The organism is Methylocystis echinoides (assembly GCF_040687965.1).
Lineage (GTDB): Bacteria > Pseudomonadota > Alphaproteobacteria > Rhizobiales > Beijerinckiaceae > Methylocystis > Methylocystis echinoides_A.
Map to the genome: position 1 here is coordinate 2,603,688 of NZ_CP156084.1, position 26,694 is coordinate 2,630,381.

At 66.7% G+C, this 26,694-nt stretch carries 19 protein-coding genes; 13 read left to right on the forward strand and 6 right to left on the reverse strand.

Going from position 1 to position 26,694, the window contains the following annotated elements; genetic code table 11:
* From RVU70_RS12730 to corA, 3 genes are all read left to right on the forward strand, one after another.
* A complete protein-coding gene (locus tag RVU70_RS12730) occupies positions 1-2,814 on the forward strand; it encodes a [protein-PII] uridylyltransferase (RefSeq protein WP_363346818.1) in 2,814 nt (937 codons plus the stop codon).
* A gap of 69 nt (positions 2,815-2,883) precedes the next feature.
* Positions 2,884-3,489, forward strand: coding sequence for a nucleotide exchange factor GrpE (gene grpE / locus RVU70_RS12735; RefSeq protein ID WP_363351324.1), 606 nt, complete (start codon positions 2,884-2,886; stop codon positions 3,487-3,489).
* A 30-nt stretch (positions 3,490-3,519) separates the two neighbouring features.
* Positions 3,520-4,509 carry a magnesium/cobalt transporter CorA gene (gene corA / locus RVU70_RS12740; RefSeq protein WP_363346820.1) on the forward strand — a complete coding sequence of 330 codons (990 nt, stop codon included), beginning with the start codon at positions 3,520-3,522 and terminating at the stop codon, positions 4,507-4,509.
* A gap of 7 nt (positions 4,510-4,516) precedes the next feature.
* Here corA and RVU70_RS12745 read toward each other — a convergent pair whose 3' ends face one another.
* Both RVU70_RS12745 and RVU70_RS12750 read right to left on the reverse strand, forming a co-directional pair.
* Positions 4,517-5,485 carry a hypothetical protein gene (locus RVU70_RS12745; RefSeq protein WP_363346822.1) on the reverse strand — a complete coding sequence of 323 codons (969 nt, stop codon included), beginning with the start codon at positions 5,483-5,485 and terminating at the stop codon, positions 4,517-4,519.
* Between the two features lie 63 nt (positions 5,486-5,548).
* Positions 5,549-5,839: a hypothetical protein gene (locus RVU70_RS12750; RefSeq protein WP_363346824.1), complete on the reverse strand. Its 291-nt coding sequence runs from the start codon at positions 5,837-5,839 to the stop codon at positions 5,549-5,551.
* A gap of 166 nt (positions 5,840-6,005) precedes the next feature.
* On the opposite strand from RVU70_RS12750, the gene RVU70_RS12755 reads away from it, so the two are divergent.
* From RVU70_RS12755 to RVU70_RS12770, 4 genes are all read left to right on the forward strand, one after another.
* Positions 6,006-6,767 (forward strand): hypothetical protein, encoded by a 762-nt coding sequence (locus RVU70_RS12755; RefSeq protein ID WP_363346826.1) that lies wholly within the window; start codon positions 6,006-6,008, stop codon positions 6,765-6,767.
* 2 nt (positions 6,768-6,769) lie between these two features.
* The gene (locus RVU70_RS12760; protein ID WP_363346828.1) at positions 6,770-7,336 is read left to right on the forward strand and encodes a nucleoside 2-deoxyribosyltransferase; all 567 of its coding nucleotides are present in this window, start codon (positions 6,770-6,772) and stop codon (positions 7,334-7,336) included.
* Between the two features lie 143 nt (positions 7,337-7,479).
* Positions 7,480-8,991, forward strand: a complete 1,512-nt coding sequence (locus RVU70_RS12765) for a Do family serine endopeptidase (protein WP_363346830.1) — start codon at positions 7,480-7,482, stop codon at positions 8,989-8,991.
* Between the two features lie 206 nt (positions 8,992-9,197).
* On the forward strand, positions 9,198-9,881 hold the full coding sequence (locus tag RVU70_RS12770) for a response regulator transcription factor (RefSeq protein WP_363351326.1): 684 nt from the start codon (positions 9,198-9,200) through the stop codon (positions 9,879-9,881).
* A 34-nt stretch (positions 9,882-9,915) separates the two neighbouring features.
* Here RVU70_RS12770 and RVU70_RS12775 read toward each other — a convergent pair whose 3' ends face one another.
* Complete coding sequence (locus tag RVU70_RS12775) at positions 9,916-10,422, reverse strand: hypothetical protein (protein ID WP_363346832.1); 507 nt, start codon at positions 10,420-10,422, stop codon at positions 9,916-9,918.
* 162 nt (positions 10,423-10,584) lie between these two features.
* Between RVU70_RS12775 and RVU70_RS12780 the strand changes: the two genes are divergently transcribed.
* Positions 10,585-11,997 (forward strand): HAMP domain-containing sensor histidine kinase, encoded by a 1,413-nt coding sequence (locus RVU70_RS12780; protein WP_363346834.1) that lies wholly within the window; start codon positions 10,585-10,587, stop codon positions 11,995-11,997.
* On the opposite strand, the gene RVU70_RS12785 is transcribed toward RVU70_RS12780, so the two are convergent.
* Positions 11,895-14,333, reverse strand: coding sequence for an ATP-binding protein (locus tag RVU70_RS12785; RefSeq protein ID WP_363346836.1), 2,439 nt, complete (start codon positions 14,331-14,333; stop codon positions 11,895-11,897). The genes RVU70_RS12780 and RVU70_RS12785 overlap by 103 nt on opposite strands.
* 135 nt (positions 14,334-14,468) lie before the next feature.
* Positions 14,469-17,120, reverse strand: coding sequence for an aminopeptidase N (pepN, locus tag RVU70_RS12790; protein ID WP_363346838.1), 2,652 nt, complete (start codon positions 17,118-17,120; stop codon positions 14,469-14,471).
* Between the two features lie 260 nt (positions 17,121-17,380).
* Between pepN and RVU70_RS12795 the strand changes: the two genes are divergently transcribed.
* From RVU70_RS12795 to RVU70_RS12805, 3 genes are read left to right on the forward strand one after another with little or no spacing between them, the layout of a single operon-like run.
* Positions 17,381-18,535, forward strand: a complete 1,155-nt coding sequence (locus tag RVU70_RS12795; protein ID WP_363346840.1) for an efflux RND transporter periplasmic adaptor subunit — start codon at positions 17,381-17,383, stop codon at positions 18,533-18,535.
* Between the two features lie 9 nt (positions 18,536-18,544).
* The gene (locus RVU70_RS12800; RefSeq protein ID WP_363346841.1) at positions 18,545-21,658 is read left to right on the forward strand and encodes a CusA/CzcA family heavy metal efflux RND transporter; all 3,114 of its coding nucleotides are present in this window, start codon (positions 18,545-18,547) and stop codon (positions 21,656-21,658) included.
* Complete coding sequence (locus RVU70_RS12805; RefSeq protein ID WP_363346843.1) at positions 21,655-22,956, forward strand: TolC family protein; 1,302 nt, start codon at positions 21,655-21,657, stop codon at positions 22,954-22,956. Before RVU70_RS12800 ends, RVU70_RS12805 begins: the two co-directional genes overlap by 4 nt.
* Here RVU70_RS12805 and RVU70_RS12810 read toward each other — a convergent pair whose 3' ends face one another.
* Positions 22,957-23,823 (reverse strand): alpha/beta hydrolase, encoded by an 867-nt coding sequence (locus tag RVU70_RS12810; RefSeq protein ID WP_363346845.1) that lies wholly within the window; start codon positions 23,821-23,823, stop codon positions 22,957-22,959.
* A 169-nt stretch (positions 23,824-23,992) separates the two neighbouring features.
* Between RVU70_RS12810 and RVU70_RS12815 the strand changes: the two genes are divergently transcribed.
* Complete coding sequence (locus tag RVU70_RS12815) at positions 23,993-24,958, forward strand: acetyl-CoA carboxylase carboxyltransferase subunit alpha (protein WP_363346847.1); 966 nt, start codon at positions 23,993-23,995, stop codon at positions 24,956-24,958.
* Between the two features lie 195 nt (positions 24,959-25,153).
* Positions 25,154-26,323, forward strand: coding sequence for a murein L,D-transpeptidase family protein (locus tag RVU70_RS12820; protein WP_363346849.1), 1,170 nt, complete (start codon positions 25,154-25,156; stop codon positions 26,321-26,323).
* Positions 26,324-26,694 lie beyond the last annotated feature (371 nt).

The window sequence follows — 26,694 nt, forward strand, 5'->3', positions numbered from 1 at the left end:
ATGAACGAAGCCGTCTGCGCGCCTCTTTTTGACGGACTCGACGCCGCCAACGGCTTTCGTGGGCTGCGGACGGCGCTGGCCGCGCCGATTGCCGAACTGTGCAAGGCGGAGAAGGGCCACGCGCGCCGCACAGCGGTTGTCGATCTCTTTCGCTCCGCGCTCGCCGAGGGCCGCGAACGCGCCCGCGCGCATCTCGAAGCGCGCGGCTCCGGGCTCGCCTGCGGACGGCAGCTTTCCGACCTTCAGGACGAGCTCATCGGCGCGATCTATGATTACGTCGTCAGTTATGTCTATCCTGCCGACAACCCCACTTTTGCGGAGCGCCTGACCATCGTCGCCGTCGGCGGCTATGGGCGCGGCATGCTGGCGCCAGGGTCGGACATCGATCTTCTGTTCCTGCTTCCCTACAAGCAGACGCCCTGGGGCGAGAGCGTCGTCGAGGCGATCCTCTATATCCTCTGGGATCTGCGTCAGAAGGTCGGCCACGCGACGCGCTCGGTCGCCGAATGCATGAAGCAGTCGCGCGCCGACATGACGATCCGCACGACCCTGCTCGAATCGCGCTTCATCCTCGGCAGCAACGAGCTTTTCAATGAATTGCAGGACGCGTTCGACCGCGAGGTGGCGCGCTCCGACGCACGTGAATTCGTCGCCGCGAAACTCGCCGAACGCGACGCGCGCGTGCGCCGCGCCGGCGCCTCGCGCTATCTCGTCGAGCCCAATGTCAAGGAAGGCAAAGGAGGGCTGCGCGACCTCAACACGCTGTTCTGGATCTCCAAATACGTCTATCGCGTGCGCGACCCCAAGGAGCTGGTGGCGGCGGGGCTTTTCACGTCCGCTGAGCTGAGCCTGTTCGAGCGCTGCGAGGAATTCCTGTGGCGGGTGCGCTGCCATCTGCATTTCGCGACCGGCCGCGCCGAGGAGCGCCTCTCCTTCGACGTGCAGCCGATGATGGCGAGTCGTCTCGGCTATCACGACCGCGCCGGCCTCTCGCGGGTCGAGCGCTTCATGAAACATTACTTCCTCGTCGCCAAGGACGTCGGCGATCTGACGGCGATTGTCTGCGCGGCGCTCGAGGAGCGGCAGGCCAAGCCGCGCGCGATCTTCGACCGCTTCCTGCAGCCCTTCCGGCGCCGGCGCGGCAAGGGTCCGCAGGGCGACTTCCTCATCGCGCATGACCGCATCAGCGTCGCCGACGCGAGCGTCTTTCATCGCGATCCTGTCAACATCATTCGTCTCTTCTGGCTCGCCGACCATCACGGCCTGCCGCTGCATCCCGATGCGCTCCGCGCGGTGACGCTGTCCTTGCGCGAGATCGACGCCGACCTTCGCGCCGACAGGGAGGCGAACCGCCTGTTCCTGGAAATCCTGCTGTCGCGGAATATGACCGAAATCATCCTGCGGCGGATGAACGAGACGGGCGTGCTCGGCCGCTTCATTCCGGACTTCGGCCGCATCGTCGCGATGATGCAGTTCAACATGTATCATCACTATACGGTGGACGAGCACCTGCTGCGGGCGGTCGGCGGGCTCTCCGATCTCGAGGCCGGACGCCTCCCGGAGCATCAGCGACTCGTGGCCGAGATCTTGCCGACGATCGTCAATCGCAAGGTTCTTTATCTCGGGCTCTTTCTCCACGACATCGCCAAGGGCCGCAAGGAGGATCATTCGCTCGCCGGCATGGAGGTGGCGCGCACGCTCTGCCCGCGTCTGGGGTTCACTCCGGGCGAGACGGAGACGGTCGCCTGGCTCGTCGAACATCACCTCACCATGTCGAGCTTCGCGCAGAGCCGCGACCTCTCGGACCGCGTCACAATCGAAAGCTTCGCCGCCCTCGTGCAGACGATCGAACGGCTCAAAATGCTGTTCGTCCTCACGGTCTGCGACATCAACGCCGTCGGGCCCGGCGTGCTCGACGCCTGGAAATCCCAGCTTCTGCGCGTGCTCTATTGGGAGACCGAGGTGGTGCTCGGCGGCGGGCATTCCTCCGCGGACCGCAAGAGCCGGGTCACCGCGGCCATCGCAGAATTGCGGGCGGCGCTGCCGGATTGGCGCGATGAGGAATTCGACGCTTATGCGCGCCGGCATTATCCGGCCTATTGGCTGAAGGTCGACGTCGCCCGCAAGCTTCGCCACGCCCAGATGCTCGCCAAACTCACAGGCGCTGAAACCCCGCTCGCGACGGCCGTGGAGCTCGACCGCACCCGCGGCGCCGTCGAACTGACGGTCATCGCGCCCGACCATCGCCGCCTGCTCTCGATCATCGCCGGCGGCTGCGCGGCGAGTGGCGCCAATATCGTCGACGCGCATATTTTCACCACGGCCGACGGGCTCGCGCTCGACACCATCTTCTTCTCGCGCGCCTTCGATTTCGACGAGGACGAGATGCGTCGCGCCCGGCGCATCGCCGATTTCATCGCCAAGGCGCTTAGGGGCGAGGTCTTCGTCTCAGACGCGGTCAAGGCGCGGGCGAAGCAAAGCGCGGCGAACGCCGCCTTTTCGGTCCCGCCCGAGGTCGTGGTCGATAACAGCCTGTCGAATGTCTATACGGTCATCGAAGTCTCTGGCCTCGACCGCGAGGGGCTGCTCTTCGACCTGACGAACGCCATCTCGAAACTCAATCTGAATATCGCCTCCGCCCATATCGTCACCTTCGGCGAGCGGGCGGTCGACACCTTTTACGTCACCGATCTGACGGGGGCGAAAATCCTTTCGCAACAGCGCCATGCCGCCATCAAACGGCAACTGCTCGACGTCTTCGCGCCCCAGCCGGAAAAGCGTCAGGCGAAGGCGCCGAATGTCGCGGCGACTTGATTTTGTGTGCTCAAGCGCTGATATCGGGCCTTTCACTGAGCGTCCCTTGAACAAAAGACGGACATGAGCATGAGCGACCAGAGCAACGCCGACAACAACGCCCAAACCCCGCCGCCCGGCGCGGAAGGGGCGGCGCAAGCGTCCTCCCTGGCGCAACCCTCGGCGGAATCGAGCGTTAACGAGCCCGAACCCTTCACCGAACTGGAAAATCTCCACGCTGAAGTCGCCGCCCTGAAGGACCGGCTGCTGCGGACCATGGCCGAGGCGGAAAACACCCGCCGCCGCGCCGAGAAGGAGGTCGCCGACGCCCGCGTCTATGGCGTGGCCAATTTCGCCCGCGAGATGCTCCCCTTCGCCGACAATCTGCGCCGCGCCGCCGACAGTGTGTCGGCCGAGGCGCGCGCCAAACTCGACCCTGTCGCCGCGGCGCTGCTCGAGGGGCTGGAGGTCACCGAGCGCGATTTCATGTCGAGACTCGGCCGCTTCGGCGTGAAGCCGATCGAGGCGTTGGGCGCCAAATTCGACCCCAATCTCCATGAGGCGCTGTACGAGATTCCCGATGAGTCGAAGCCCGCCGGCACGGTGGCCCAGGTCGTCGAACAGGGCTACACGATCGGCGAGCGCGTGCTGCGCCCGGCCAAGGTCGGCGTGACCCGCGGCGGTCCGAAGGCCTGATCGGCCAGGATGGTCGACGTCGCGCCCCTCATGAGGCGAGCGGCCGAGTCCGGCGGGCTCGTCGCCGCCGTCGCCTATTGCAAGGGCGTCAAGGTCGCCGACATCGACGTCGAGGCCGCTGGCGACTGGGCGAAGCAGCCGGACCATGTGGTCTGGATCGGCCTCTATGAGCCGGACGTGGCGCTGCTCGAGCGGGTGCGACAACAATTCGCGCTGCATCCGCTCGCCGTCGAGGACGCCGCCAAGGCGCATCAATTTCCCAAGCTCGAGGAGTTCGACGACAGCCTGTTCATCGTCGCGCGCACGGCGCAGATGGTCGACGGCCGCATCGTTTTCGGCGAGACCCATCTTTTCATCGGCGAGGGCTATGTGGTGAGCGTGCGCCACGGGCCCTCGCGCAGCTATTCGGAAGTGCGCGAGCGTTGCGAGGCGCGGGCTCATCGCCTGTCCGAGGGCGAAGATTTCATCGTCTACGCCATTCTCGATTTCATTGTCGACAATTACGCCCCGGTTCTCGACAGCATCAACGAACAAGTCGAGGAGATCGAGGATCATGTCTTGACGACGACGATGGGACCGGCGGAAATCGAGCAGCTTTATATGCTGCGGCGCGATCTCCTGCGCCTGCGCAACGCGGTCATGCCGCTCGCCGACGTCTGCCGCCGGCTGGAGCGCACCGACATCGTCTTCATCGATCCGGTCATGCGCCCGCATTTCCGCGACATTCGCGATCATCTGCGGCGGGCGGAGGAGCGCATCGACACGCTGCGCGAAACGCTCGCCTTCGCCTTCGAGGCGAGCCTGATGAACGCGCAAATGCAGCAGACGAATATTTCGCGCCGCCTCGCGGCCTGGGCCGCCATTCTCGCCGTGCCGACCGCGATCGCGGGCATTTACGGCATGAATTTCGAACACATGCCCGAACTGAAATGGGCGTATGGTTATTACGTGATACTCGCCTTTACTTTCTCGATTTGCGCTTTTCTCTACTGGCGCTTCCGCAGGGCCGGCTGGCTTTGAGCGGCGTCTAATCGCGCTTGGCCTCGCCTTTTTCGTCGTGAGCGACGGGCGCGAAGGCAAGGCCCTGCATTTTCACCTCCGCCCAGTTTTTCAAGTCTCTGGCGGTAAAGCTTTTCATAAAGGGATTCCCGGTGACGATTTTTTCGCGCGTGATCCCCGGCCTCGCATCGACATTGGCGATTACCGACGCCGCATCGGCGCCCTCGGGCGCCGTCAGAATCGCCGCTGCGCCGGCAGGGCCGGCGAAATGCGCCAGATAGAGAGAGCCGGGCGTCACAGGCAGGCCGCGTCGCGCCAGCAGGGAGGTGTTCTCCTCAGCGTATCGGCCCGCCATGAAGCGGGAAAGCTCGGGGTCTTTGCGCAACTCCAGAATCTGCTTTTCGTTGAGAGAGGACGCAATGTCCGGGCGGTGTTTCTTGATGAGGCCGAGCCAGGTGGCTTCGACGAACTGCCCGACGCCCATCGCGGAAGAATAAGCGTTCTTGGCCACGGCCTCCCCATGCGACTCCACGCTGACGATTTGGTTGATCAGACCCTTCATCCAACCCGCTTCCTGCGGGGGCGTGATCGAGAAATGGATGTCCTTGAGATGCGCCCGCAGCGCAAAGCCGATCGCCAGCACGGCGAGAAGGGCGAGCGGGGAAATCAGGGATCGGCGAGGGCGGCGTCTTTCCACCCTTGGCGCAGGAGCAAGAGCGTCGTCACGGGCCGGGGCGGCCAAATCCAGCTTGTTCGGAAGCGCCGGCGCCGGGAAGCGATGCTGCGGCTCGAGCGCCGCCAGGATTTTTTGGAGCGCGCTATCGTTGGGGCCGAGCGTAATTCGAATTTCGATCGTCTTCTTCGCATCGGCCTCTTCTGCCGTCGCTGGCGCGGCGTCTGCGATTTTCCGGGGCTCGTCGCTCGCCGTCGTATCGCGTTGCGGCTCGGCCGCTTCATGCGCCGAGGCGAGAAAAGCTAAGGCGGCGGCCTCGTCCATCACGCGCTCCCATCAGGCTTGTTGCGCCGCCGCCGTGGGCGGCTTCTTGTAAAAAGGCTGCAATCAATAGTAGCCGACGCAGACCCAATTTCCGTAGTCGTCCCAGCCCCATTGCGCGCATGGGGGCGGCGGCGGCGGCGGCGCGGTGGCGGCGCCGATCGCCGCGCCACTCGCCGCGCCGATGGCCGCGCCAGCCAGCGTGCCCGTCGTCGAACCATTGGAAAGCGCCGCGCCGATCCCCGCGCCGCCAAGGCCGCCGATCGCCCCGCCGCCGATCGCGCGTTCGGTTGGCGAGTAACATCCGGCGAGCGCGCAGGCGAGCGCGGCGGCCGCCACGACAAGCATCCTCTTCATGATGCGAAACTTTCGACGCGCCCTCGCCCCGAATGGAGGCTAGGCGCGAGAAGATGAACGGATGGTAAAGGACTCTCCGCCGCGCGGCCGGTGAGGCGTTAGTCTAATTTTAGTGATATTGGACCGAGGCTTGCGTTCCTTGCTCACGCGTCGCGGGCCTTTACGCATGTTGACCGAACACGATCACGCCATCGTCCCGCTCGGCGCGGCGCCGGCCATGAGCGCAGCGGCGATTCCCGAAATCAGACTGAGCGCCGCCGACGCGCCGAAAGGCGGCGCGCGGGTGGAAGAGGCGACGGCGGGCGCCAGCAACGAGCCGCAATCGCATTTCGCCGCCAAGGCCGGCAGAGCCGGGCGCGCCCTCGCCGCTTATGCGCTCGCTGGGCTCATCGGTTGGCATCTCTATGATATCGCAGCGCCGATCGACTGGCGCGACGTCTTGAGCTTCGGATCGTCGCAGAAAGCGGCCGAGCAGGCCGAGATGCTGCGCGTGACGCAGAAGATGGCGGCCGACATCGCCTCGCTGCAGGCCAGGCTCGACGCGATTGAGAAGGCGCATGGCGCCGAGGCCAAAAACGCTGCGTCGGTCGATGCGGCGAACCGGCGTCTCGACGACGTGAAAGCCCAGCTCGACGCTGAACTCGGCGCATTGGCTGGCCAGATCAAGGAGGTTCAGCGCGAGGCCGAGGCGAAGCGTCAAGCGACCCGCGACGAGAAAGCCGAGGAAACCCGCCCGGCTTCCGAGCCGGCCGATCGGCGCGCCGCCGGTCGCGGCGACAACGCACATAGGAGCCCCTATGTCGCGGCCCATGTCGAGGCCGGATGGAAGCATGGTCGCCGGCGTGGCGACGCCTTCGATCCCGCTCTGCATCCGACTGCCCCCGGCGCGCCCCGGCCCCTGGGCGCGCCGCTCTACCGGCAGAGGTGAATTTGCGCGCGCTCTATCTCGCCGGCCCCGAGGTCTTTCTCGCCGAGGCCGTCGCGATCGGACAGGAAAAGAAAAAACTCTGCGAAGCCCATGGGTTTCAGGGCCTCTTTCCGCTGGATGCAGAGCTCTCCCTCGCACACGCGCCGTCGCGGTCGATCTTCGAGGCCAACGCCGCGATGATCCGTCGCTGCGACGCGATCATCGCCAATCTGACGCCCTTCCGCAGCCCCAGCGCCGACGTCGGCGCGGTGTTCGAAGTCGGCATGGCCTTCGCGCTGGAGAAGCCGATCTTTGCCTATACGAATGTCACGGACGTCTATGCGGCGCGCGTCTGCGGGGCGCAGCGCGCAGCCGCGCCGCTCGTCGCCGACGACGGGCTGAGCGTCGAGGATTGCGGTCTCTTCGACAATCTCATGATTGCTGAAGCCATTCGCGCGCAGGGCCGCGACGTCATCTCGACCGATGCGCCTCGTGAACAGCGCTACACCAATCTGTCGGGCTTCGAGCTTTGTCTGCGCCAGGCTGAGGCCTTCTACGCGCGCGGCGCCGCCGCGTTCCAGATGCGCTGAAGAACGCGCTCCTTACGAAAGTTTCATGCCGCGGCCATTGGACGGCAAGCGAGGCGCCTCCATTTTCCTGTTGCAGCGGCGACAGGAGCCGATGCGCTCCGGGCCCCCTGGAGCCTTCGCCGCCGGAATGGAGAGTTTTTGACATGCAGCATCCGATTATCGAGCGCAGCTCACGCATCCCGGCGCCGTCGCGCCGGCGCGCCTCGCGCTTCGCGCTGATGGGCGCCGCTGCGGCGCTCGCATTCGGCGCCGTCGTCGCGCCCGTCGGGGGAGCTTTCGCCGAAGCGCCGGCGACGCTGTCCGCGCCCGCCGGTCCGTCATCCTTTGCGGATGTCGTCGAGCGGGTGAAGGGCGCCGTCGTGGCGATCAAGGTCAAGGCCTATGAGGAGTCGCACAATCCCTTTGAAGGACAGGAACTGTCTCCCGACGACCCCATGTATCGCTTCTTCAAGCGCTTCGGCGGCGAGATGCCGCAAAAGCGCATGACGCAGTCTCAGGGCTCGGGCTTCATCATCAGCGCCGACGGCTATGTCGTAACCAACAACCACGTGGTCGAACATGCGAGCGAGGTCGAGGTCGCGCTGGAGGACGGCCGCTCCCTGTCGGCGAAAGTGATCGGCACGGACAAGCGCACGGACCTCGCCTTGCTCAAGGTGAACGACGGGGCGAAGCTTCCTTACGTCGAATGGACGGCGACGCCGCCGCGCGTCGGCGACTGGGTCATCGCAGTCGGCAATCCCTTCGGCCTCGGCGGCTCGGTGACGGCGGGCATCGTCTCGGCGCGCGGGCGCGACATCGGCGCCGGCCCCTATGACGACTTCCTGCAGATCGACGCGCCGGTGAACCGCGGCAACTCGGGCGGCCCGGCCTTCGACGAGCGCGGCGCCGTCGTCGGCGTGAACACGGCCATCTATTCGCCCTCGGGCGGCTCGATCGGCATCGGCTTCGCTATTCCGGCGGAAGTGGCGAAGGACGTCATTGCCGCCCTCAAGGACAAGGGCGTGGTGTCGCGCGGCTGGATCGGTGTGAAGATACAGCCGGTGACGCAAGACATTGCCGACAGTCTCGGACTGAAGTCGACCAAGGGCGCGCTGATCGCGCAGCCGCAAAAGGGCGCGCCGGCCGAGGCCGCGGGTCTCAAGTCGGGCGACGTGATCGTCGCAGTTAACGGCGAGAAGATCGACGGGCCGCGCGAGCTCGCCCGCCGCATCGCGGCGATGGGTCCGAACAAGACCGTCGACATCACCTATCTCCGGAATGGGTCTGAGAAATCGGCAAAGCTGACGCTCGGCAAGCTCCCGGAGGAGCGGGAGGCCCGCGCGGATGAAGAGGATATGGGCGGACCCGGCGGCGGCGGCGGCTCGCATGTCGCAAGCCTCGGCATCGAGGTGGCGCCCGCGTCTGAAATGCGCGGCGGCGGCGGCGAGGGTCTCTATGTGGTCGACATCGATCCGGGCGGCGCGGCCGCCCAGAAGGGACTGCGTCGGGGCGACGTCATCGTCGAGGCCGGCGGCCAGCCCGTGCATACCCGGTCCGATCTCTCGAGCGCCATCGACGGTGCGCGCAAGGAAGGCCGACGCTCGGTGCTGCTGCGCGTGAAATCCGCCGACGGGTCCAAATTCATCGCCGTGCCCGTGAAGCAGGGCGCCGGCTAGGCGAATGGGGGGCCTCGTCATCTGGAGATGAGGCGGTGAATTGGAAAAAGCTTCTTGCGCCGTGGACCAGCAAACTGCACCCGCCCGCAGACGGTCCCACGCAAAGGAGAGCGACGGAAGCCAGTCCCCTCCTGGCCCGTCGCGGGCAGGCCGGCGCCCCCGCGCCGGCCTGCCGTTTTTTCGGAAGGTCGGCTATTATGGGCGCGATGCGCATTCTGATTATCGAAGACGACCGGGAAGCAGCCGACTATCTCGTCAAGGCCTTCCGTGAACTGGGCCATGTCGCCGACCATGCGGCGGATGGGCTCGAGGGCTATGCGAACGCCCGCGAAGGCGATTACGACGTGATGATCGTCGACCGCATGTTGCCCAAGATGGACGGGCTGTCGCTCATCTCCAGCCTGCGCGAGCAGAAGGTCGAGACCCCCGTGCTCATCCTCTCCGCGCTGGGACAGGTCGACGACCGAGTAAAGGGCCTGCGCGCCGGCGGCGACGACTATTTGCCGAAACCTTACGCCTTCTCCGAGCTGCTTGCGCGCGTCGAAGCGCTGGTTCGCCGCCGCATCGGCCCGCGCGGCGAGGAGACGCATTACCGGGTCGGCGATCTAGAGCTCGATCGGCTTTCGCACAAGGTGACGGTCGGCGGGCAGGAGGTCATCCTGCAGCCGCGCGAGTTCCGGCTCCTGGAATATCTCATGAAGCACGCGGGGCAGGTCGTGACGCGGACCATGCTGCTCGAGAATGTCTGGGATTATCACTTCGATCCGCAGACCAACGTCATCGACGTGCACATCTCGCGGCTTCGCGCCAAGATCGACAAGGGGCGCGAAACTCCGCTGCTGCATACGATCCGCGGCGCGGGCTACATGATCCGCGACGGCATGCGTTAGCCGCACGCCGTCGCGGGATTTAAGGCCTGGCGACTTACCACCAGCCGCCGCCCCAGCCGCCGCCCCAGCCCCAGCCGCCCCAGCCGGGACCCCAGCCCCAGCCCCAGCGCGGGGCTGTCGCCGCCGCGATGCCGGCGCCCATCAGGCCCAGCGCGGCGCTCGCGAAGATGGCTCCGGCAGGGTCATATCGATAGCCGTAGTACGGCCGGTAATAGCTCCGATAGTAGGGCCGATAGTAGCCCCACGGGCGGTAATAGGGGCGGTAATAGGGGCGATAGAAGCCCCAGTGGCGGTAGTAGGGACGATACCCCCAATGGCGGTAATACGGGCGATACCCCCAATGGCGGTAATACGGGCGATAGCCCCAGTGCCGGTAGCCCCGATACGCGCGATAGTGGACATCCTCGATCGGCGCTTTCAGGCCGATCGTCTCCGGCGAGGCGACGCTCATCGGCCCCGCTAGCGCCTCGGGCGGTAGGGCGCTTAGCGCGGTCGTTGCGCAGAGAAGCCCCAGTAGAGCGGATTTCAGCTTCTTTTTCATGGCTATAGAACCTTGACTGCCCCTCTCGGCGATTCAACGTCGGCCTGCGCGCGGAGTTCCCGCCGCTCGGCGCTCACGCGCAATGTGGGGACAAATCGCCAAGGAACGCCCATATCTTGACCGAAAGGCCCGAGGGGCCGGCGATGAGACAGGACAGCGCCCGTGTTTACCGGAAAAGTCGGCAAGCTCTTTCGAACGACCGCCTTCAAATTGTCGCTTGCCTATCTCGTCCTCTTCTCCATCGGCGCCGGCCTGGTGCTGACCCGCGTCGGCGCGCGGGTGAAGGAAGTGCTCGACGAACAGATCGAACAGACGGTCGACGCGGAGATCCGCGCGCTTTCCGAACAATATTCACAAGGCGGACTGCATCAGCTCACGAGCGCGCTGGAGCGCCGCGTGCGCGCGCCGGGCGGCTCGCTCTATCTGCTGACCACCCATTCCGGCGAAGTCATCGTCGGGAACATCGAGCCGCCGACGTCGGGTCCGGTCGGGGGCTCCAAGCTCGTGGAAACGCCCTATCAGCGGCGCGGCGAGCCCGGCCAAACCCATCCGGCGCTCATGCGCCTGTTCCTCATTCCCGGCGGTTTCCGGCTGCTCATCGGCCACGACATCGAGGACCATGAGGTGCTGCGCGATATCTTGCGCCGCGCGCTGGGGGTGTCGTTGTTCTGGCTCGCCCTCGTCGGCGCGCTGGGCGGGCTCTTCGTCGCGCAGCGCATGCTGGACCGCGTCGACGTCATGTCGGCGTCGGCGCGCCGCATCATGGCGGGCGATCTGCACGAGCGGCTGGCGGTCTCCGGGGCGGGCGACGAACTCGACCGTCTCGCTGAAAATTTCAACGCGATGCTGGAACGCATCTCGGAGCTGATGACCGGGCTGCGGGAAGTCTCGGACAACATCGCCCATGACCTGAAGACGCCGCTGACCCGCCTGCGCAACCGCGCCGAAGCGGCCTTGCGCGGCGCCTCGGGAAATGGGGAGCACCGCGAGGCGCTCACGACCGTGATCGAAGAGTCGGACAGTCTGATCCGCGTCTTCAACGCGCTGCTGATGATCGCGCGCGCCGAGGCGGGCTATTGTAGCGACAACCCTACGGCCTTCGACGCCGATGCGGTCGTGGGCGACATCGTCGAAATGTACGAACCCGTCGCCGAAGAGCAGGGCGTGCGGCTCGATGTGAAAACCGAGCCCGGCCTCGCCGTGACGGGCAGCCGCGAGCTGCTCGGCCAGGCGGTGGTCAATCTCGTCGACAATGCGCTCAAATACGGCGCATCGAGCGAAGACGCCCGCGTCGACGTCACGGCGCGGCGCGTCGCCGATCGGATTGAAATCACCGTCGCCGATCATGGTCCCGGAATTTCCCCGCAAGATCGCGAGCGGGTCGTCGGGCGTTTCGTGCGGCTCGAGAATTCGCGGTCCCGGCCGGGTTCAGGCCTTGGCCTGTCGATGGCTTCGGCGGTGGCGCGTCTGCATCACGGCGCGCTGCGAATCGAGGACAATGCGCCGGGCCTGCGCGTCGTGCTGTCGCTGCCGGCGACCCGCGCGGCGGCGACCGTCTCGCGCGAACGCGCATAGGCCGGGCCTTTCGCGACGGAAGAAGCCGCCTCAGCGGGCCGCGTCACCAGCGGCGTGACGTTGTGGCCCGCGCAATGCGCGCAGGCGAGGCGCATCATCGCAACCGTGCCGAGGCCAACGCGTGAGCGGATGCGCAGCGCGCCGCCATGCAGATCGATCAGCGCGCGCGCGATGGCGAGGCCGAGGCCCGAGCCTTTCATGCCGTTTTCCATGACGCCGGCGCTCTGCTCGAACGGACGTCCGAGCTTCGGCAGGACGTGCGGATCGATGCCCCGTCCGGTGTCCTCGACGAAGAAAGCGATGGACTCGCCATGATGGCGCGCGCGCAGCCGCACGAAGCCGCCGGCGTCTGTGAATTTGACGCTGTTGGAGAGCAAGACGCTGAGCGCCTTGACGATCGCCGCCTCGTCGCCCACGCAGCGCAGCTTCGCGTCCGCCTCGAGGATCAGCGTTATTTTCTTCTCTTCCGCGCGCGGTCGCCAGGCGTCGATCGCGCGGCGCGCGGCGTCGGCGACGTCGACCTCGCGCTCGGCGAGGCGCACAAGGCCGGCTTCCAGCCGCGACATGTCGAGAATGTCGGAGAGCACTTCGTTGAGATAGGCCCCGCCCTGCCGGACATTGTTGCAATATTCGATATATTTCGGCGAGCCGAGCGCGCCGAAGGGCTCGGCCAGCATCATTTCCGAAAAGCCGATGATGGCGTTGAGCGGCGTGCGCAGCTCATGGCTCATGTTCGCGAGAAATTCGGACTTGGCGAGATAGGCGGCTTCCGCTTCCGCCTTCTGGTGATGATATTGCTCGGCGAGCGTCGCGAGTTGCTGAGCCTGCATCTCCAAAGTCTGGCGCGAGCGGGTGAGATCGGTCACGCTCGCCGTCAGCCGCCGCTCCGACTCGATGAGCTTTTCCTGATTGCGCTTGAGCGCCGTGATGTCGGCGCCGACGGACACATAGCCGCCGTCCTTGGTGCGCCGCTCATTGACCTGCAGCCAGCGGCCGTCGGCCAGTCGCGCCTCGTAAGTGCGCGCGTCCTGCCGGGGCCGTTCGGCAGGCGAGGTCTCCGTCTGAACCGTCGGCGCCGTCGCGCGCATCATGATCTGCGCGTAGCTTTCGCCCGCGAGCGCGACGTCTTGGGACAATCCGTGGAGATCGAGGAATTTGGAATTGCAGACGACGAGCCGGTTTTGTGCGTCCCACAGGACGAAGGCTTCCGAAATGGCGTCGATCGCGTCGCGAAGACGCATATTCGCCGCCACCGTTTGTTGGGCAAGCGCCTTTTGTTCCGAAACGTCGACGGCGATGCCGACGAGATGACGGCCGTCGAGGTCCTGCATGATCTCGGCGCGGGCGCGCAGCCAGATCCAGCGGCCATCGGCGTGACGCGCGCGGAACTCGTGATCGACGCTACGGCTGCGCGCGGACGACACCATGTCGGCGATAACGGAGAGATCGCCGTCTTCGGGATGCACCAGCCCGTTGAGCTCCCCGAAGGAGAGGCAGCGGCGCTCCGCGGGCAGGCCGAGCAATTCATACATGGAGTCGGACCAATAGATGCGCCCGCGCGCAATGTCCCAGTCCCACAGGCCGCAGCGGCCGCGCGACAGCGCCGCGTCCAGCCGGCGGCGAATGACGCTGTTTACCTGTTCGGCGGCTTGCCGCCGGCGCGACTGCCGGACATAGGCGTAGACGATGGCGAGCAGCATCAGCGTGGTGATGGCGAAGACAATGGCGTAATGCGCGGCGGCGGCGCGCCACTCGCCGAGCACATTGTCGAGCGGATAGATCATCGCCACCTGACCATAGGGCGCGGGCAGTTTTTGCACCGTGGCGAGCGCGTAGGTTCCGTCGGCGAGCGTAACGCGCATCACGCCGGCCTTGTCGGCGAATTCGGTGAGCACCTGCTCGGCTCCGAGCACGTCCGTGAGTGTGACGCTCTTCGAGTCGAGCGGCGGAAAGGCCGCCGCCACATGGCCATGGTCGTCGGTGATGACGATGCGCCGCCCGCGCGCCGTGGCGCGGCCGGGCAGGATTTTGTCCAACGGCTCGCCGAGATGTTTGCGCGCGTCGGCTTCGATCTTGTCGCGCAGATCGTGCCACACCGCGCGCGCAAAGAGCTCGAAATCGGCGGTCGCCTCCTCGACGACGCGATCCTGCATGGCGTTCGTCAGCGCGAAAGCGAAGGTGGCGAGTGAGACGAGGCAGACGGCGGATACGATGAACGCGGCCCGTTTGAGCCACAGACTCTCTTTCGAATCCTTGTCGCCCGGACCGTCGAAACGATAGGCGCCCCAAACCGTTTCCGCGTGACTCATCGCCCGAGCTGCGGGGTCGCGCGCCATCCATTGTCTCCGATATCTGGCGATCCTGGGAATGGGCAGGGACGCGCCCGAATCACCTTCATTCGAATCTTTCAGGCGCGAATTGTCCAGACCTTAATTGTCGGTTAACGGGGGTTGAAAAATGCGGCGCGGGCCTCAGGCCAGCGCCCGCGTCGCAATGTCCCGCGTGTCCGCCGAGAGGCCCTCCTGCGCCGCAATATGCCGCAGCCGCGGCTCGATCAACGCCCGCCGGCGCGGCTCCAGCGTCCGCCAGGCCCGCAACGACGACAACAGCCGCGCCGCAAGCTGCGGGTTCTTCGGGTCGAGCTCGAGGACGACGCGGGTCAGGAGGTCGTAGCCCGATGCGTCGAGCGCATGGAAACGCGTGAGATTGGCGTTGGCGAAGGCGCCAATGAGCGCCCGCACGCGATTGGGGTTGGTCATGGCGAAGTCGGGATGCGACATGAGCCGGATGACCCGCTCGGTGGTCGAGGGCTCCGGGATCGTCGCCTGAAGCGCAAACCATTTGTCGAGGACGAGGTGGTCGCCGGCGAACTGGCGAAAGAAGGCGTCGAAGGCGTCCTCGCGCGCGTCGCCGCCGAGCAGCGCGAGCGTCGACAATGCGGACAGGCGGTCTGTCATATTGCCTGCCGCGGCGAACTGACGCTGCGCCAGCGCGCCGCCCTTTTGCGGATCGCCCGCGGCGATCAGGTCGAGCGCGACGCCCCTCAGCGCCCGGCGTCCGGCCCCTTCGGCGTCCGGCCGATAGGGCCCGCTTTCAAAAAAGCGCCCATAAGCGGCTTCGGCGTCGGGAAGGAGGGCGCGGCCGATTTCGGCGCGCAAACCCATGCGCGCCGAAAACAGCGCGTCGGGGTCCACGTCCTTGCCGGATTCGCGGGCGAGGTCAATTTCGGAAGGCAGCGACAGCGCTTGCGCGGCGAAAGCCGGATCCGCGTCGGCGCCGGCGAGCAGCGTGCGCAACGCCGCGACGTAGCCCTGCGCCTGCGGCGCGGGGGAGTCCGCGCGCGCGGCTTCGACGCGCGCAAAAATGGCGCGCAGCGCAAGGCTCTGCGCCGCCTGCCAGCGGTTGAAGGGATCGTCGTCGCAAGCGAGCAGCCGCTCGAGGTCGGCCCTTTCCGGCGCCGGCTCGAGGCGCACCGGCGCGGAAAAGCCGCGCAGGAGCGAGACCACCGGGCGCGAGGGGACGTTCTCGAACACGATCCGGCGCGCGCTCTCGGAAAGTTCGAAGAGGCCGCGCGCCAATTCGTCGGCGCGCGCGTCAGGGCTTGCGAGATCGAGCTTTTCGCCGTTTTCGCCGAAGAGGGCGAGGGCGACCGGGATGACGACGGGCTTCTTCTCCGGCTGGCCGGGCGTCGGTTTCGTCGCCTGCCGCAGGGTCAGCGCAAAACTCTTGGCGTCGGGGTCATAGGCGCCTTCGATGGATACGATCGGCGTTCCCGCCTGACTGTACCAGAGCGCGAAATGCGAGAGGTCCCGGCCGGTCGCATCGGCGAAACAGGAGAGAAAATCCTCGACCGTCGCCGCCGCGCCGTCGAAGCGCTCGAAATAGAGGTCCATGCCGCGGCGGAAATCTTCGTCGCCGATCAGCGTGCGGAGCATGCGCACGATCTCCGCGCCCTTCTCATAAACGGTCGGCGTGTAGAAATTGTTGATTTCGTGATAGATATCCGGGCGCACGGGATGGGCGAGCGGACCCGCGTCCTCGGGGAATTGAGCCAGTCGCAGGCCGCGCACGTCGCTGATGCGCTCCACCGCGCGCGAGCGCATGTCGGCTGAAAATTCCTGATCGCGAAAGACCGTCAGACCCTCTTTGAGGCACAGCTGGAACCAGTCGCGGCAGGTGATGCGATTACCGGTCCAGTTGTGGAAATATTCATGCGCAATCACCCCCTCGACGCCCGCGTAATCGGCGTCCGTCGCCGTCTGCGGCGAGGCGAGCACATATTTGTCGTTGAAGATGTTGAGGCCCTTGTTCTCCATCGCGCCCATGTTGAAATCGGAGACGGCGACGATGTTGAACACGTCGAGATCATATTCGCGGCCGAATTTCTCCTCGTCCCAGCGCATGGAGCGTTTCAGCGCGTCCATGGCGTAGGCGGCGCGTTCTTCCTTGCCGTGTTCGACGTAGATTGCGAGCGCGATCTCGCGCCCCGACATGGTCGTGAAATTGTCGCGCAGCACGCCCAGATCGCCGCCGACGAGGGCAAAGAGATAGGACGGCTTGGGGAAGGGATCATGCCAGATGGCGTAGTGGCGGCCCGTGCCGGGAAGATCTCCCGATTCGCCGGGGTTGCCATTGGCGAGCAGAACCGGGGCCTCGCTTTTTTCCGCCTCGATCCGCGTCGTGTAGACGCTGAGCACGTCGGGCCGGTCGAGGAAATAGGTGATTCGGCGAAACCCCTCCGCCTCGCATTGGGTGCAATAGGCCGAGCCCGAGCGGTAAAGGCCCGAGAGCTGCGTATTGGCGGCGGGATCGACGCGCGTTTCGATTTCGAGCGTGAAGGCCGCGTCGGGAACCGCCGTCAGCGTCAGCGCGTCGGGGGTCGCCGTATACTCCTGCGGGCCAAGGGCGCGGCCATCGAGCCTGACGCCGATCAGCGTCAGCTCGTCGCCGTCGAGCGCGAGCGGCGCGCCGGGAACGCCCCGCGGGTTGCGGCGGATCGAAAGCTTCGAGACCACTCTCGTCGCGCTCCGGTCGAGCGAGACATCGAGCGCGACGGCGTCGATGAGAAAATCGGGGGCGCGGTAATCGACGAGGCGGACGGCGACATTGGCGGGGTGGCGCATGAAATCCTCGGGGACGAATCGTTGCTGTGGGCAAATATAGGGAGGCGCGAGGGATTTGCGACCGGCCGCGCTCTCGCCGAGGCGGGGCGGAACTATTTTTCGTTGGAAAGGCGTATTAATTGTCCGTTGGGGCTTGAGCCCACCCGCAGGGGCGGCCAAAATCAAGAGACTGGACGCCGACGGGCGTCGTCGCGGCTCTTCGCGGGCGCTGTCACCCTGGACTGCCGCCACCCGCGCTCCCTGGAGACATGCCTCCCCTCATGCGGCGAATGATTTTTCTCAGCCTTGTCCTCGCCTCGAGCGTCGCTGCGCGGGCCCTTGGCGCTGCGCCCGGCGCTGCGCCCGGCGCGCCCGCGCCCAATCCGCTGCCCGTTCCGCCGGAGATCGTTGCGCCGCTGACGGAGGCGCAGGTTCGCGCGGCCGGCATCGAGACGCAGCCGGTCGAGCCGGAGGCGGGCGTCGGCGAGATCGTCGTGCCGGGCGTCGTCACGGTCCCGCCACAGCAGTTGCGCATCGTGGCGGCCCCGGCGGCGGGGCTCGTCGAGACTTTGCTCGTGGCACCCGACGAGGATGTAAAGGAGGGCGACCCGATCGCGACGCTGAAATCCTCGGACCTGGTCGAATCGCAGCGGGCTTTTCTCCACGCGCTGTCGGAGGCCAATCTCGCGTCCGAGAAGCTCAGGCGCGACGAGCAGCTCTTCAAGGAGAAGATCATCGCCGAGCGCCGGCTGATCGTGACCCGTGCCGAGGCGGCGCAGGCCCGCGCCGCCCTCGACGAGCGCGCCCAGATCCTCGCCCTCGCCGGCATGACGGACGGCGAGATCTCGGGACTGCGAAAGGAGCGCAAGCTCGCAAGCTCGCTGCTGGTTCGCGCGCCGATCGGCGGGACGATTCTCCAGCGGCACGGCACGACCGGCGAGCGCGTGCAGGCTTCGGCGCCGCTCGTGACCATCGCGCGGCTCGACCCGATCTGGGTCAATCTCCAGGTGCCGCTCAGCCGCGCGGTCGCGCTCGACAGCGTCGAAAAAGTGCATTTGCCCTCGGCGGGGCTCGAGGGCCGGCTCATCCGCGTCGGCCATACGGTCGACTCGGCGACCCAGTCGGTGACGGCTGTCGCGGAATTCCGGCCCGGACGCAGCCCGTTGCGGCCGGGCCAGGCGGTTCAGGCGATTCTGCGGGTCCGGGGCGGGGGCGCTTCGCAATGGCGCGTGCCGGCCGACGCAGTCGTCAGCCATCGCAACTACAATTGGGTTTTCCTGCGCGTTCCCGAGGGCTTCCGCGCCGTTCCGGTGACCCTGGTCTCGGAGACGCCGCAATACGCCTCGGTGCAGGGGGCGCTCAAGGCCGGCGAGAAGGTGGCGACGCGCGGCCTGCTGACGCTTCTCGCCGAACTCGCCGAGATCGAGAGCAAGTGATCCTCCGTCATGCTTGAGCGCCTGATCCACTTCTCGCTTCGTCAGCGGCTGCTCACCTTCCTCGGCGCCCTGTTCGTCGCCGCCTGGGGCGCGGTGAGCTATCTCAAGCTCCCGATCGACGCCTTCCCCGACGTCGCGCCGGCGCAGGTGCTCGTCGCCATGCGCGCGCCGGGTCTGACGCCGGAAGAGCTCGAAAGCCGGGTGACCGCGCCGATAGAGATCGCCGCCAAGGGCATTCCATCGCTCATTCGCATGCGGTCGACGACCCGCTACTCGGTGGCGCTGCTCACCTTCGAATTTGCGGAAGGGACGGATATTTATTGGGCGCGCGCGCAGGTCAACGAGCGCCTGTCGCAGGTTCAGGACCAGCTGCCGGACGGCGTCTCCGGCGGGTTGGCGCCGATCGTCACGCCGCTCGGCGAGATGCTGATGTTCACGCTCGTCGGCGGCGATCTGACTCCAACCGAGCAACGCAGCCTCATCGACTGGACGATCCGCCCCGCCATACGCGGCCTTCCCGGCGTCGCCGACCTCAACGTTCTCGGCGGCTTCGTGCGCACCTTCGAGGTGGCGCCGTCGCCCGCCGCCATGGCGGCGCGGGGCGTCACGGTGGCCATGCTCGAAACCGCCCTCTCCAAGAACAACCGCAACGACGGCGCCGGCCGCGTCCGCGACGGCGAGGAGGCGCTGCTGGTGCGCGCCGAGGGCCGGCTGCGCTCGCTGGAGGATATTCGCTCCGTCGTCATCGATTCGCGCAAGACCGGCGTGGTGCGCGTCGGCGACGTGGCGGAAGTGCGCAACGGCGCGTTGCCGCGCAACGGCGTCGTGACCCGCAACGGCGAGTCCGAGGCGGTCTGGGCCCTTGTGCTCGGTCTGCGCGGCGCCGACGCGAGCATGGTCGTCAACGGCGTGAAGGCGCGCCTCGCCGAGATCGAGCCTTTGCTGCCCAAGGGCGCGAAGATCGAGATTTTCTACGATCGCAGCGAACTGATCGGCAAAGCCGTCTGGACGGTGCAGAAGGTGCTGATCGAGGCGATCGTCCTCGTCGTCATCCTGCTCGCGTTGTTTCTCGGCAATCTGCGCGCCGCGCTCGTCGTCTCCGTCATCCTGCCGCTCGCCGCGCTCGCAACCTTCGGGATCATGCGGCTATGGGGCCTGTCGGCCAATATCATGTCGCTCGGCGGCCTCGCCATCGCGATCGGCCTCCTCGTCGACTGCGCGGTGGTGGTCGTCGAAAATGTCGAGCACCGGCTCGCGCATGCTCACGACGCGACGCTCGCCGACCGCATCTTCATGACACTCGAGGCGACGAGCGAAGTCGCGACCCCGCTGACCTCGGGCGTGGTGATCATTGTCACGGTCTTCCTGCCGCTGCTGTCGCTCGAAGGTCTGGAGGGCCGGCTGTTCGCCCCGGTGGCGCTCACCATCGCCTTCGCCCTCGGCTCCGCCCTCATCCTGTCGCTGACGGTCGTGCCGGCGTTGAGCGCCAGCCTCCTGCGACCGGGCGCCGCCGACGAACCCTGGCTCGTGCGCAAGATCGCCGCGATCTACGAGCCTCTGCTCGAAATGGCGCTGGCGCGTCCGCTGGCCGTCGGCGGCCTCGCCGTCTGCGGGCTTATCGCGGCGGGGCTCGCCTATTCGCGAATCGGCCAGACCTTCATGCCGGTGATGAACGAAGGCACGCCCGTGATCACCGTGCGCAAGCATCCGACGATCAGCGTCGCCGTGGCGGCGGAGACCGACAAGCTCATTCAGCGCGAGATCATGGAGAAAGTGCCGGAGGTAAAGGGCATGATGGCCCGCGCCGGCGCCGATGAATTGGGAATCGACCCGGTTGGACTCAACGAAACGGATAATTTTCTCACGCTCGCGCCGCAAAACGAATGGCGCGGCCATAACATGGAATGGCTGACCGAAGAGATTCGCCAGGTGCTCGACGCCATCCCGGGCATTTCCTACGCCTTCTCGCAGCCGATCGACATGCGCGTGCAGGAGATGATCATCGGCGCGCGCGGCGACGTGGTCGTCAAGATTTTCGGCGACGACATCAACGAGCTCAACCGATTGACGCGCGAAGTGGCGACAGAACTGAAGAAGATCCCCGGCGCGCGCGACGTCTTCGGCCTGCAAAACGACGGCATGCGCTATCTCACCGCGCGCGTCGACCGGCTGGCTGCCGGACGCTTCGGCCTCAACGCGGGCGAAATTCAGGACGCGTTGCGCGTCTGGGTCGACGGCCAGCAGGTCGGCATCGTGCTCGAGGGGCCGATCCGCACGCCGCTCGTCATTCGCGGTTCCGAGACGTCGCGCCGCTCGTCCGTGGATTTCGCGCGCCTGCCGATGGTCTCCAACGACGGGAAGGTCGTCGAACTGTCGCAGCTTGCCGAGGTGCAGGCCGAGAACGGCCCCATCCAGGTCATCCGCGAGGACGGACGCCGCTTCGCGACCGTTCTCGCCAATGTCGAGGGGCGCGATCTCGTCGGCTTCGTCGACGAGGCGAAAGCCGCCGTGGCGCATCACGTGAAGACGCCCAAAGGCTACAGCTATCAATGGGGCGGCCAGTTCGAGAACCAGCAGCGCGCCTCCGCGCGCCTCGCCATCGTCGTCCCCATCGCGCTGGCGCTGATCTTCCTGCTGCTGTATTTCACCTTCAATTCGGCGGTGCAGGCGACGCTCGTGTTCTGCAACGTCCCTTTCGCGGCGATCGGCGGCATTCTTGGCCTCTGGCTCTCCGGCGAATTTCTCTCGGTGCCCGCCTCGGTCGGCTTCATCGCGCTCATCGGCATCGCCGTGCTGAACGGCGTGGTTCTGATTTCCTACATCAACAAGCTTGTTTCAGAAGGAAACCGCACGACCCGCGAGGCGGTCGTCGAGGGCGCGCGGCGGCGCATGCGTCCCGTCATGCTCACCGCGACGATCGCGGCCTTCGGCCTCATTCCCTTCCTGTTCGCCACGGGCCCCGGCGCCGAAATCCAGCGTCCCCTCGCCATCGTGGTGATCGGGGGCCTGATTTCAGCGACAGTGCTGACGCTCGTGCTCCTGCCGATCCTCTACGATCGGGCCACCGGCTGGCGTCTGCGCTCGAAGCGCGGCAGGCTCGCCAACCGCATGGTTCGCGCATGAGACGGCTGGTGCTCGTCATGGCCGCCGCTTTGTTCGCGCCCCCCGCGCCGGCGCTCGCCGGGCCGAAGGCGCGCGGCGAAGTAACGGTGAAAGGCGATCAGCCGTTAGAGAAGCGCGGCAAGTCGCCGCTCGGCCATGTGCTCGTGCGCCATCTCGACATGGCGGTGGCGATCGACGCGCAGAGCCAGGGGCTCGGGGCGCAATTCGGCGCGGTGACGTCGCGCTTCGCCACGACGCGGTCGATCACGCCCGGTTCGCCCTATGTCGGCGGCCTGCAGCGCAACGCGGTCGCTGGCAACTTACGCAATTACAATGAAACGGAGGTGGAGGCGGGCCTGCCGTTGTGGCTGCCTGGCCAGCGCGACGCCATGGAGACGACCGTCGCCACGGGCGCCATCGAGGTCGAGGAGCGCATTGCGCTCAGGCGCCTCGAGGTCGCGGGCCTCTTGCGCGACGCCTGGTGGAACGCCCAGCGCGCGGCGCGCGAGGCGGGCGTGGCGCGTAACCGCGTCGCCACGGCGCGCGAGATCGGCGCCGATATGACGCGGCGCGTCGAACTCGGCGACGCCGCCCAGGCCGACGCGCTGCTGGCGAGAAACGAATTGCTCGCCGCCGAAACGGAGCTCGCGCAGGCGGAGGGCGCCGTAAAGGTGGCGCGCGTGAACTATGAGGCGCTCACCGGCGGCGCGCCGCCCGACGGAACGCTCGAAACCCTGAAGCCCGCCTGCCCGATCGAGGACCATCCGGCCTTGCGCACGCCGATCGCCGCGCTGCGCCGCGCCGAGGCGCAGCTCCAGCTCGTCGAGGCGACGCCGATCGACAGTCCCGACGTCGCCGTCTTCGGCCGGCAGGAGCATAATCGGCAATATTCGACCGATCTTTCGCAGCCGATCACCGACCAGCGGACCGACGCCACGACGGTCGGCGTGCGCGTGCGCATTCCTCTGCCGACGGACGGCCGCCAGGAGCCGCGCCGGGCGGAGGCCATCGCGGAGATGACCCGCGCCGCCGCCGATTACGAGAAGGCCAAGCGCGTCGTGCTCGCCGACATCGCGGCGGCGCGCGCCAATCTCGCCGCCGCGCGCCGCGCCGCGGGCCTCGCCAACCAAAGGCTCGCCGTCGCCAATGAGCAATTCGAGCTGTCGCGCAAAGCCTTCGCGCTCGGCGAGATCGGCGGCCTCGATTTCTACCGCATCCGTCAGCTTCAGCTCGACGCGCAGCGATCGCAGGCGGCGGCGGCCGTCGCCGTCGGCGCGGCCATCTCGCGGCTCAATCAGGCGCAGGGATATGCGCCCTGATCAGGGACAGGCGTTGAGGAAGACCTTGATGCGGTCGAGCGTCGGCTGATCGAGGAGCAGCGGCGCATGGCCCTGTCCGGGGACGGTGTGGCGCTCGAGAAGTGGCGCGCGGCGGGCCATTTCGTCGAAAACCTCGACGGAGAGAATGTCGCTCGTCTCGCCGCGCAGGGCGAGGATCGGTACGCGGGCGAGCACGGCGAAGGGCTCCCAGAATTCTTCGAATTGCGCGTCGGGCGTGACGACGTCGAGCGTGTGGTTGAGCGCCGGGTCGTAGCGCAGCTCGACGCCGCTTTCCGTCTCGACAAAGGTCTGACGCGCGTAGGTTTCCCATTCCTCGGCGCTCACGCCGGCAAATTGCGGCGCTGCGGTCATGCGCATCAGCGCGACCGCCTCGGATAGGCGCGAGAGCGGCGGCAACTTGCCGACATAGCGCTTGATGCGCAAAAGCCCCTCCTTTTCGACCTTGGGGCCAATGTCGTTGAGGATCGCCGCGCGCACCAGCGCGGGTCGCGCCTTGGCGATGCGCATCGTATGCAGCCCGCCGCGCGAGGTCCCGAGAAACGCCGCCTCCGTCACGCCCGCGTCGGCGAGAACGGCGAAAATATCCGCCTGCTCGACGTCGAGGTCGTAGTGGCGCCAGTCCGTATCCCACGCCGAGCGCCCGCGTCCGCGATAGTCGAGGGCGAGCACGCGCCGGTCCGCGGTCGTCTCGGCCACGCGCCAGAAATCGTCCGCCGTGCGCGCCAGGCCGGGAAGGCAGACGAGCGGCAGACGCATCGCGTCGGGCGCGGGGTAATCGAGATAATGCAGGCGCAGGCCATCGGCGGCGGCGATGAAGCGGCTTTCAGCCGGTCGGGTCGAGCTCAAGCAGCGGCTCCTTTTCCTTTGGTCTTTTCTACAAGGCGCGGGCCGGCGAGCAAAATTGCGCTTTCCCGCATTAGTCGCCTTCCTTGACTTCGCCGCCCCGAGCGGCGAGTTTGCGCCCGCCCGAGCCGACAAAAGCGGCCTCGAACGCTTGAAGGAACACCCCTCGTCCATGCGCTCCTATCTCGATTTCGAAAAGCCCGTCGCCGAACTCGAAACCAAGGTGGAGGAGCTGCGCGCGCTGGCCGAGAAAGGCGAGGGCGTCTCGATCGCCGAGGAATTGACCAAGCTGGAGGCCAAAGCCGCCAAGGCGCTCGCCGATCTCTACGCCGGCCTGACGCCCTGGCAGAAGATCCAAGTCGCACGCCATCCGCAGCGGCCGCATTTCTCGGATTACGTCAAACAGCTCGTCTCCGAATTCACGCCGCTCGCCGGCGACCGGTTTTTCGGCGAGGATTCCGCCATCGTGGGCGGGTTCGGCCGCTTGCGGGGCGAGCCCGTCTGCATCATTGGTCAGGAAAAGGGCTCGGATACGGCGAGCCGCCTGCATCACAATTTCGGCATGGCGCGGCCCGAGGGCTATCGCAAGGCGGTGCGCCTCATGGAGCTTGCCGATCGTTTCGGCCTGCCGGTGATTTCGCTCGTGGACACGGCCGGCGCCTTTCCGGGCATTGACGCGGAGGAGCGCGGGCAGGCCGAGGCGATCGCCCGCTCGACGGACGCCTCGCTCCAGCTCGGCGTTCCCAATGTCGCGGTCGTGGTCGGGGAGGGCGGCTCGGGCGGCGCCATCGCCATCGCGGCGGCGAACAAGGTGCTGATGCTCGAGCACGCGGTCTACACCGTCGCGTCTCCCGAGGCGTCGGCCTCGATCCTGTGGCGCGATTCGGCCAAGGCCCAGGACGCGGCGACGAGCATGAAGATCACGGCGCAGGATCTGCTGAAGTTTGGCATCATCGATCTGATCGTCACCGAGCCGGCCGGCGGCGCCCATCGCGATCCGCCCGCCGCGATCTCAGCCGTGGGCGACGCTGTCTGGTCGGAGCTTTCCAGGCTGACGAACCTCTCTCGCGAGCAACTGCGCAACGCCCGCGCAGAGAAGTTTCTCAACATGGGCCGTAAGCTTGACGAGAAGCGTTAACCGCGTTCGCTAAAATGCGCGGTTTCGACCCCCCGCGCTGGCGCCACGGACACCATATCGCCCAATGTCGGGACTAAGCAGCACAATGTGTTTCTACGTCCCGAGCCCTTGGTAAGGATTGGCTTACGCTGGATCGGATAGACGTTCCGTTCGGCGTGACCGGCGGGCCGGGACGCGAGAGGGGAGCTTGAGCGCATGACATTTCGGGTCTTGAAGCCGGCCGCGGCCGTCGCTTTCGCCGCGCTGTCCCTCGCCGCCTGCAACGACAGCGGCCTGTCGCATCGCTCGCTTGCGCCGGTTCCGCGCGAGACGGTCGCCTTGATGGAGAAGCTCGGCACCAGCAAGGACGCGCCGATGCTGATTCGCGCCTATAAGAAAGAGGCTGAGCTCGAGATCTGGAAAATGGGGTCGGACGGCAAATACGTCCACCTCAAAACCTTCCCCATGTGCCGCTGGTCGGGCCAGCTGGGGCCGAAGACGCGGGAGGGCGATCGTCAGGTGCCGGAGGGCTTCTATTCCATCACCCCGGCGCAGATGAATCCGAACTCCTCCTATTACCTGTCCTTCAACGTCGGCTACCCCAACCAGCTCGACAAGGCGCTCGGCCATACGGGCGGCACGATCATGGTGCACGGCGCCTGCTCCTCGGCCGGCTGCTTCTCCATGACCGACGCGCAAATCGCCGAGATCTACGCCATCGCCCGCGCGTCCTTCGAGGGCGGCCAGCAGTCCATTCAGATGCAGTCCCTTCCCTTCCGCATGACGGCCGAAAATCTGGCCAAGCACCGCCTCGATTCGAATATCGGCTTTTGGAGGAACCTCAAGGAAGGCAGCGATCACTTCGAGGTGACGAAGATGGAGCCGGAGGTCGCCTTCTGCGGCCGCCGCTATGTCTTCAACGCCGCGGCGGACGGCCGCATGGACCCGCTCGCGGCCTGTCCGCCCTTGAAGCAGGACCCCGAGATCGTGGCGAGCGTCTCGGCCAAGTCCGCCAAGGACGAGGAGAAAATTGCCGAGCTGTCGCAAAGCGTAAAGCCGGTGCGCGTCGTCTATCAGGATGGCGGCATGCATCCGAGCTTCCTCTCCAAGGTCGCCGAAACGAGCCGCCCGGAGGCAGTCGCGCCGCCGGAAGAGATTGCGCTCGACGACAAGGCGGGGCGCGGCAAAGCCGCTCAGATCGCGTCGAAGTCGCCTGTCGTGACCATGGCGGCGGCCAAGGCCGCGGCGCCGACCCGCCCGACGGAGACGACGAGCGTTGCGCGGGCGCTATCGGCGGACACGCGCCGGGAGATGTCGGCGCTCGCGGCGACGGCCGAGGACGGACCGACGTCATCCATCAAGCGCGCCCTGAAGCTGAAGAAATAGTGGGGCGGCCCCGGCGCCCTGCCGTGACAGAAGTCCGCCCGTGACAGCTGTCCGGGCACGGCGCCAGGCGACGCCAGGACGATGGCGCGAAGGAGCGGGGCGTGCGACGGGGAGGACGAGCACCCCTCCACAAACTTGAAGCGCCTGCCACCCGATTTAGGACCGTCGCTCGTCCAACATAGGCTTTGCCGGCGGCGCGTTCAAGGAAAGGTCGACGGCTCCGCGCCCCTTCGCCCGCCGAGGCCTCCCCGCCATGCTGGAAAGGACCGCGCCGACGCGATTTACGCGCTCGGAATTTAGCAAAATCCGCTCCAACAGCGGCGGGGTCTTCGCGCGCTCCTCCCCCATTTGTGCTTGCGGAACGCAAAGAG

Bases quoted from the DNA above. Each gene is read 5' to 3' on its own strand.
- RVU70_RS12730 (WP_363346818.1), top strand. From the start codon at position 1: ATGAACGAAGCCGTCTGCGCGCCTCTTTTTGACGGACTCGACGCCGCC.
- grpE (WP_363351324.1), top strand. From the start codon at position 2,884: ATGAGCGACCAGAGCAACGCCGACAACAACGCCCAAACCCCGCCGCCC.
- corA (WP_363346820.1), top strand. From the start codon at position 3,520: ATGAGGCGAGCGGCCGAGTCCGGCGGGCTCGTCGCCGCCGTCGCCTAT.
- RVU70_RS12745 (WP_363346822.1), bottom strand. From the start codon at position 5,485: ATGGACGAGGCCGCCGCCTTAGCTTTTCTCGCCTCGGCGCATGAAGCG.
- RVU70_RS12750 (WP_363346824.1), bottom strand. From the start codon at position 5,839: ATGAAGAGGATGCTTGTCGTGGCGGCCGCCGCGCTCGCCTGCGCGCTC.
- RVU70_RS12755 (WP_363346826.1), top strand. From the start codon at position 6,006: ATGTTGACCGAACACGATCACGCCATCGTCCCGCTCGGCGCGGCGCCG.
- RVU70_RS12765 (WP_363346830.1), top strand. From the start codon at position 7,480: ATGCAGCATCCGATTATCGAGCGCAGCTCACGCATCCCGGCGCCGTCG.
- RVU70_RS12770 (WP_363351326.1), top strand. From the start codon at position 9,198: ATGCGCATTCTGATTATCGAAGACGACCGGGAAGCAGCCGACTATCTC.
- RVU70_RS12775 (WP_363346832.1), bottom strand. From the start codon at position 10,422: ATGAAAAAGAAGCTGAAATCCGCTCTACTGGGGCTTCTCTGCGCAACG.
- RVU70_RS12785 (WP_363346836.1), bottom strand. From the start codon at position 14,333: ATGGCGCGCGACCCCGCAGCTCGGGCGATGAGTCACGCGGAAACGGTT.
- pepN (WP_363346838.1), bottom strand. From the start codon at position 17,120: ATGCGCCACCCCGCCAATGTCGCCGTCCGCCTCGTCGATTACCGCGCC.
- RVU70_RS12795 (WP_363346840.1), top strand. From the start codon at position 17,381: ATGCGGCGAATGATTTTTCTCAGCCTTGTCCTCGCCTCGAGCGTCGCT.
- RVU70_RS12800 (WP_363346841.1), top strand. From the start codon at position 18,545: ATGCTTGAGCGCCTGATCCACTTCTCGCTTCGTCAGCGGCTGCTCACC.
- RVU70_RS12805 (WP_363346843.1), top strand. From the start codon at position 21,655: ATGAGACGGCTGGTGCTCGTCATGGCCGCCGCTTTGTTCGCGCCCCCC.
- RVU70_RS12815 (WP_363346847.1), top strand. From the start codon at position 23,993: ATGCGCTCCTATCTCGATTTCGAAAAGCCCGTCGCCGAACTCGAAACC.
- RVU70_RS12820 (WP_363346849.1), top strand. From the start codon at position 25,154: ATGACATTTCGGGTCTTGAAGCCGGCCGCGGCCGTCGCTTTCGCCGCG.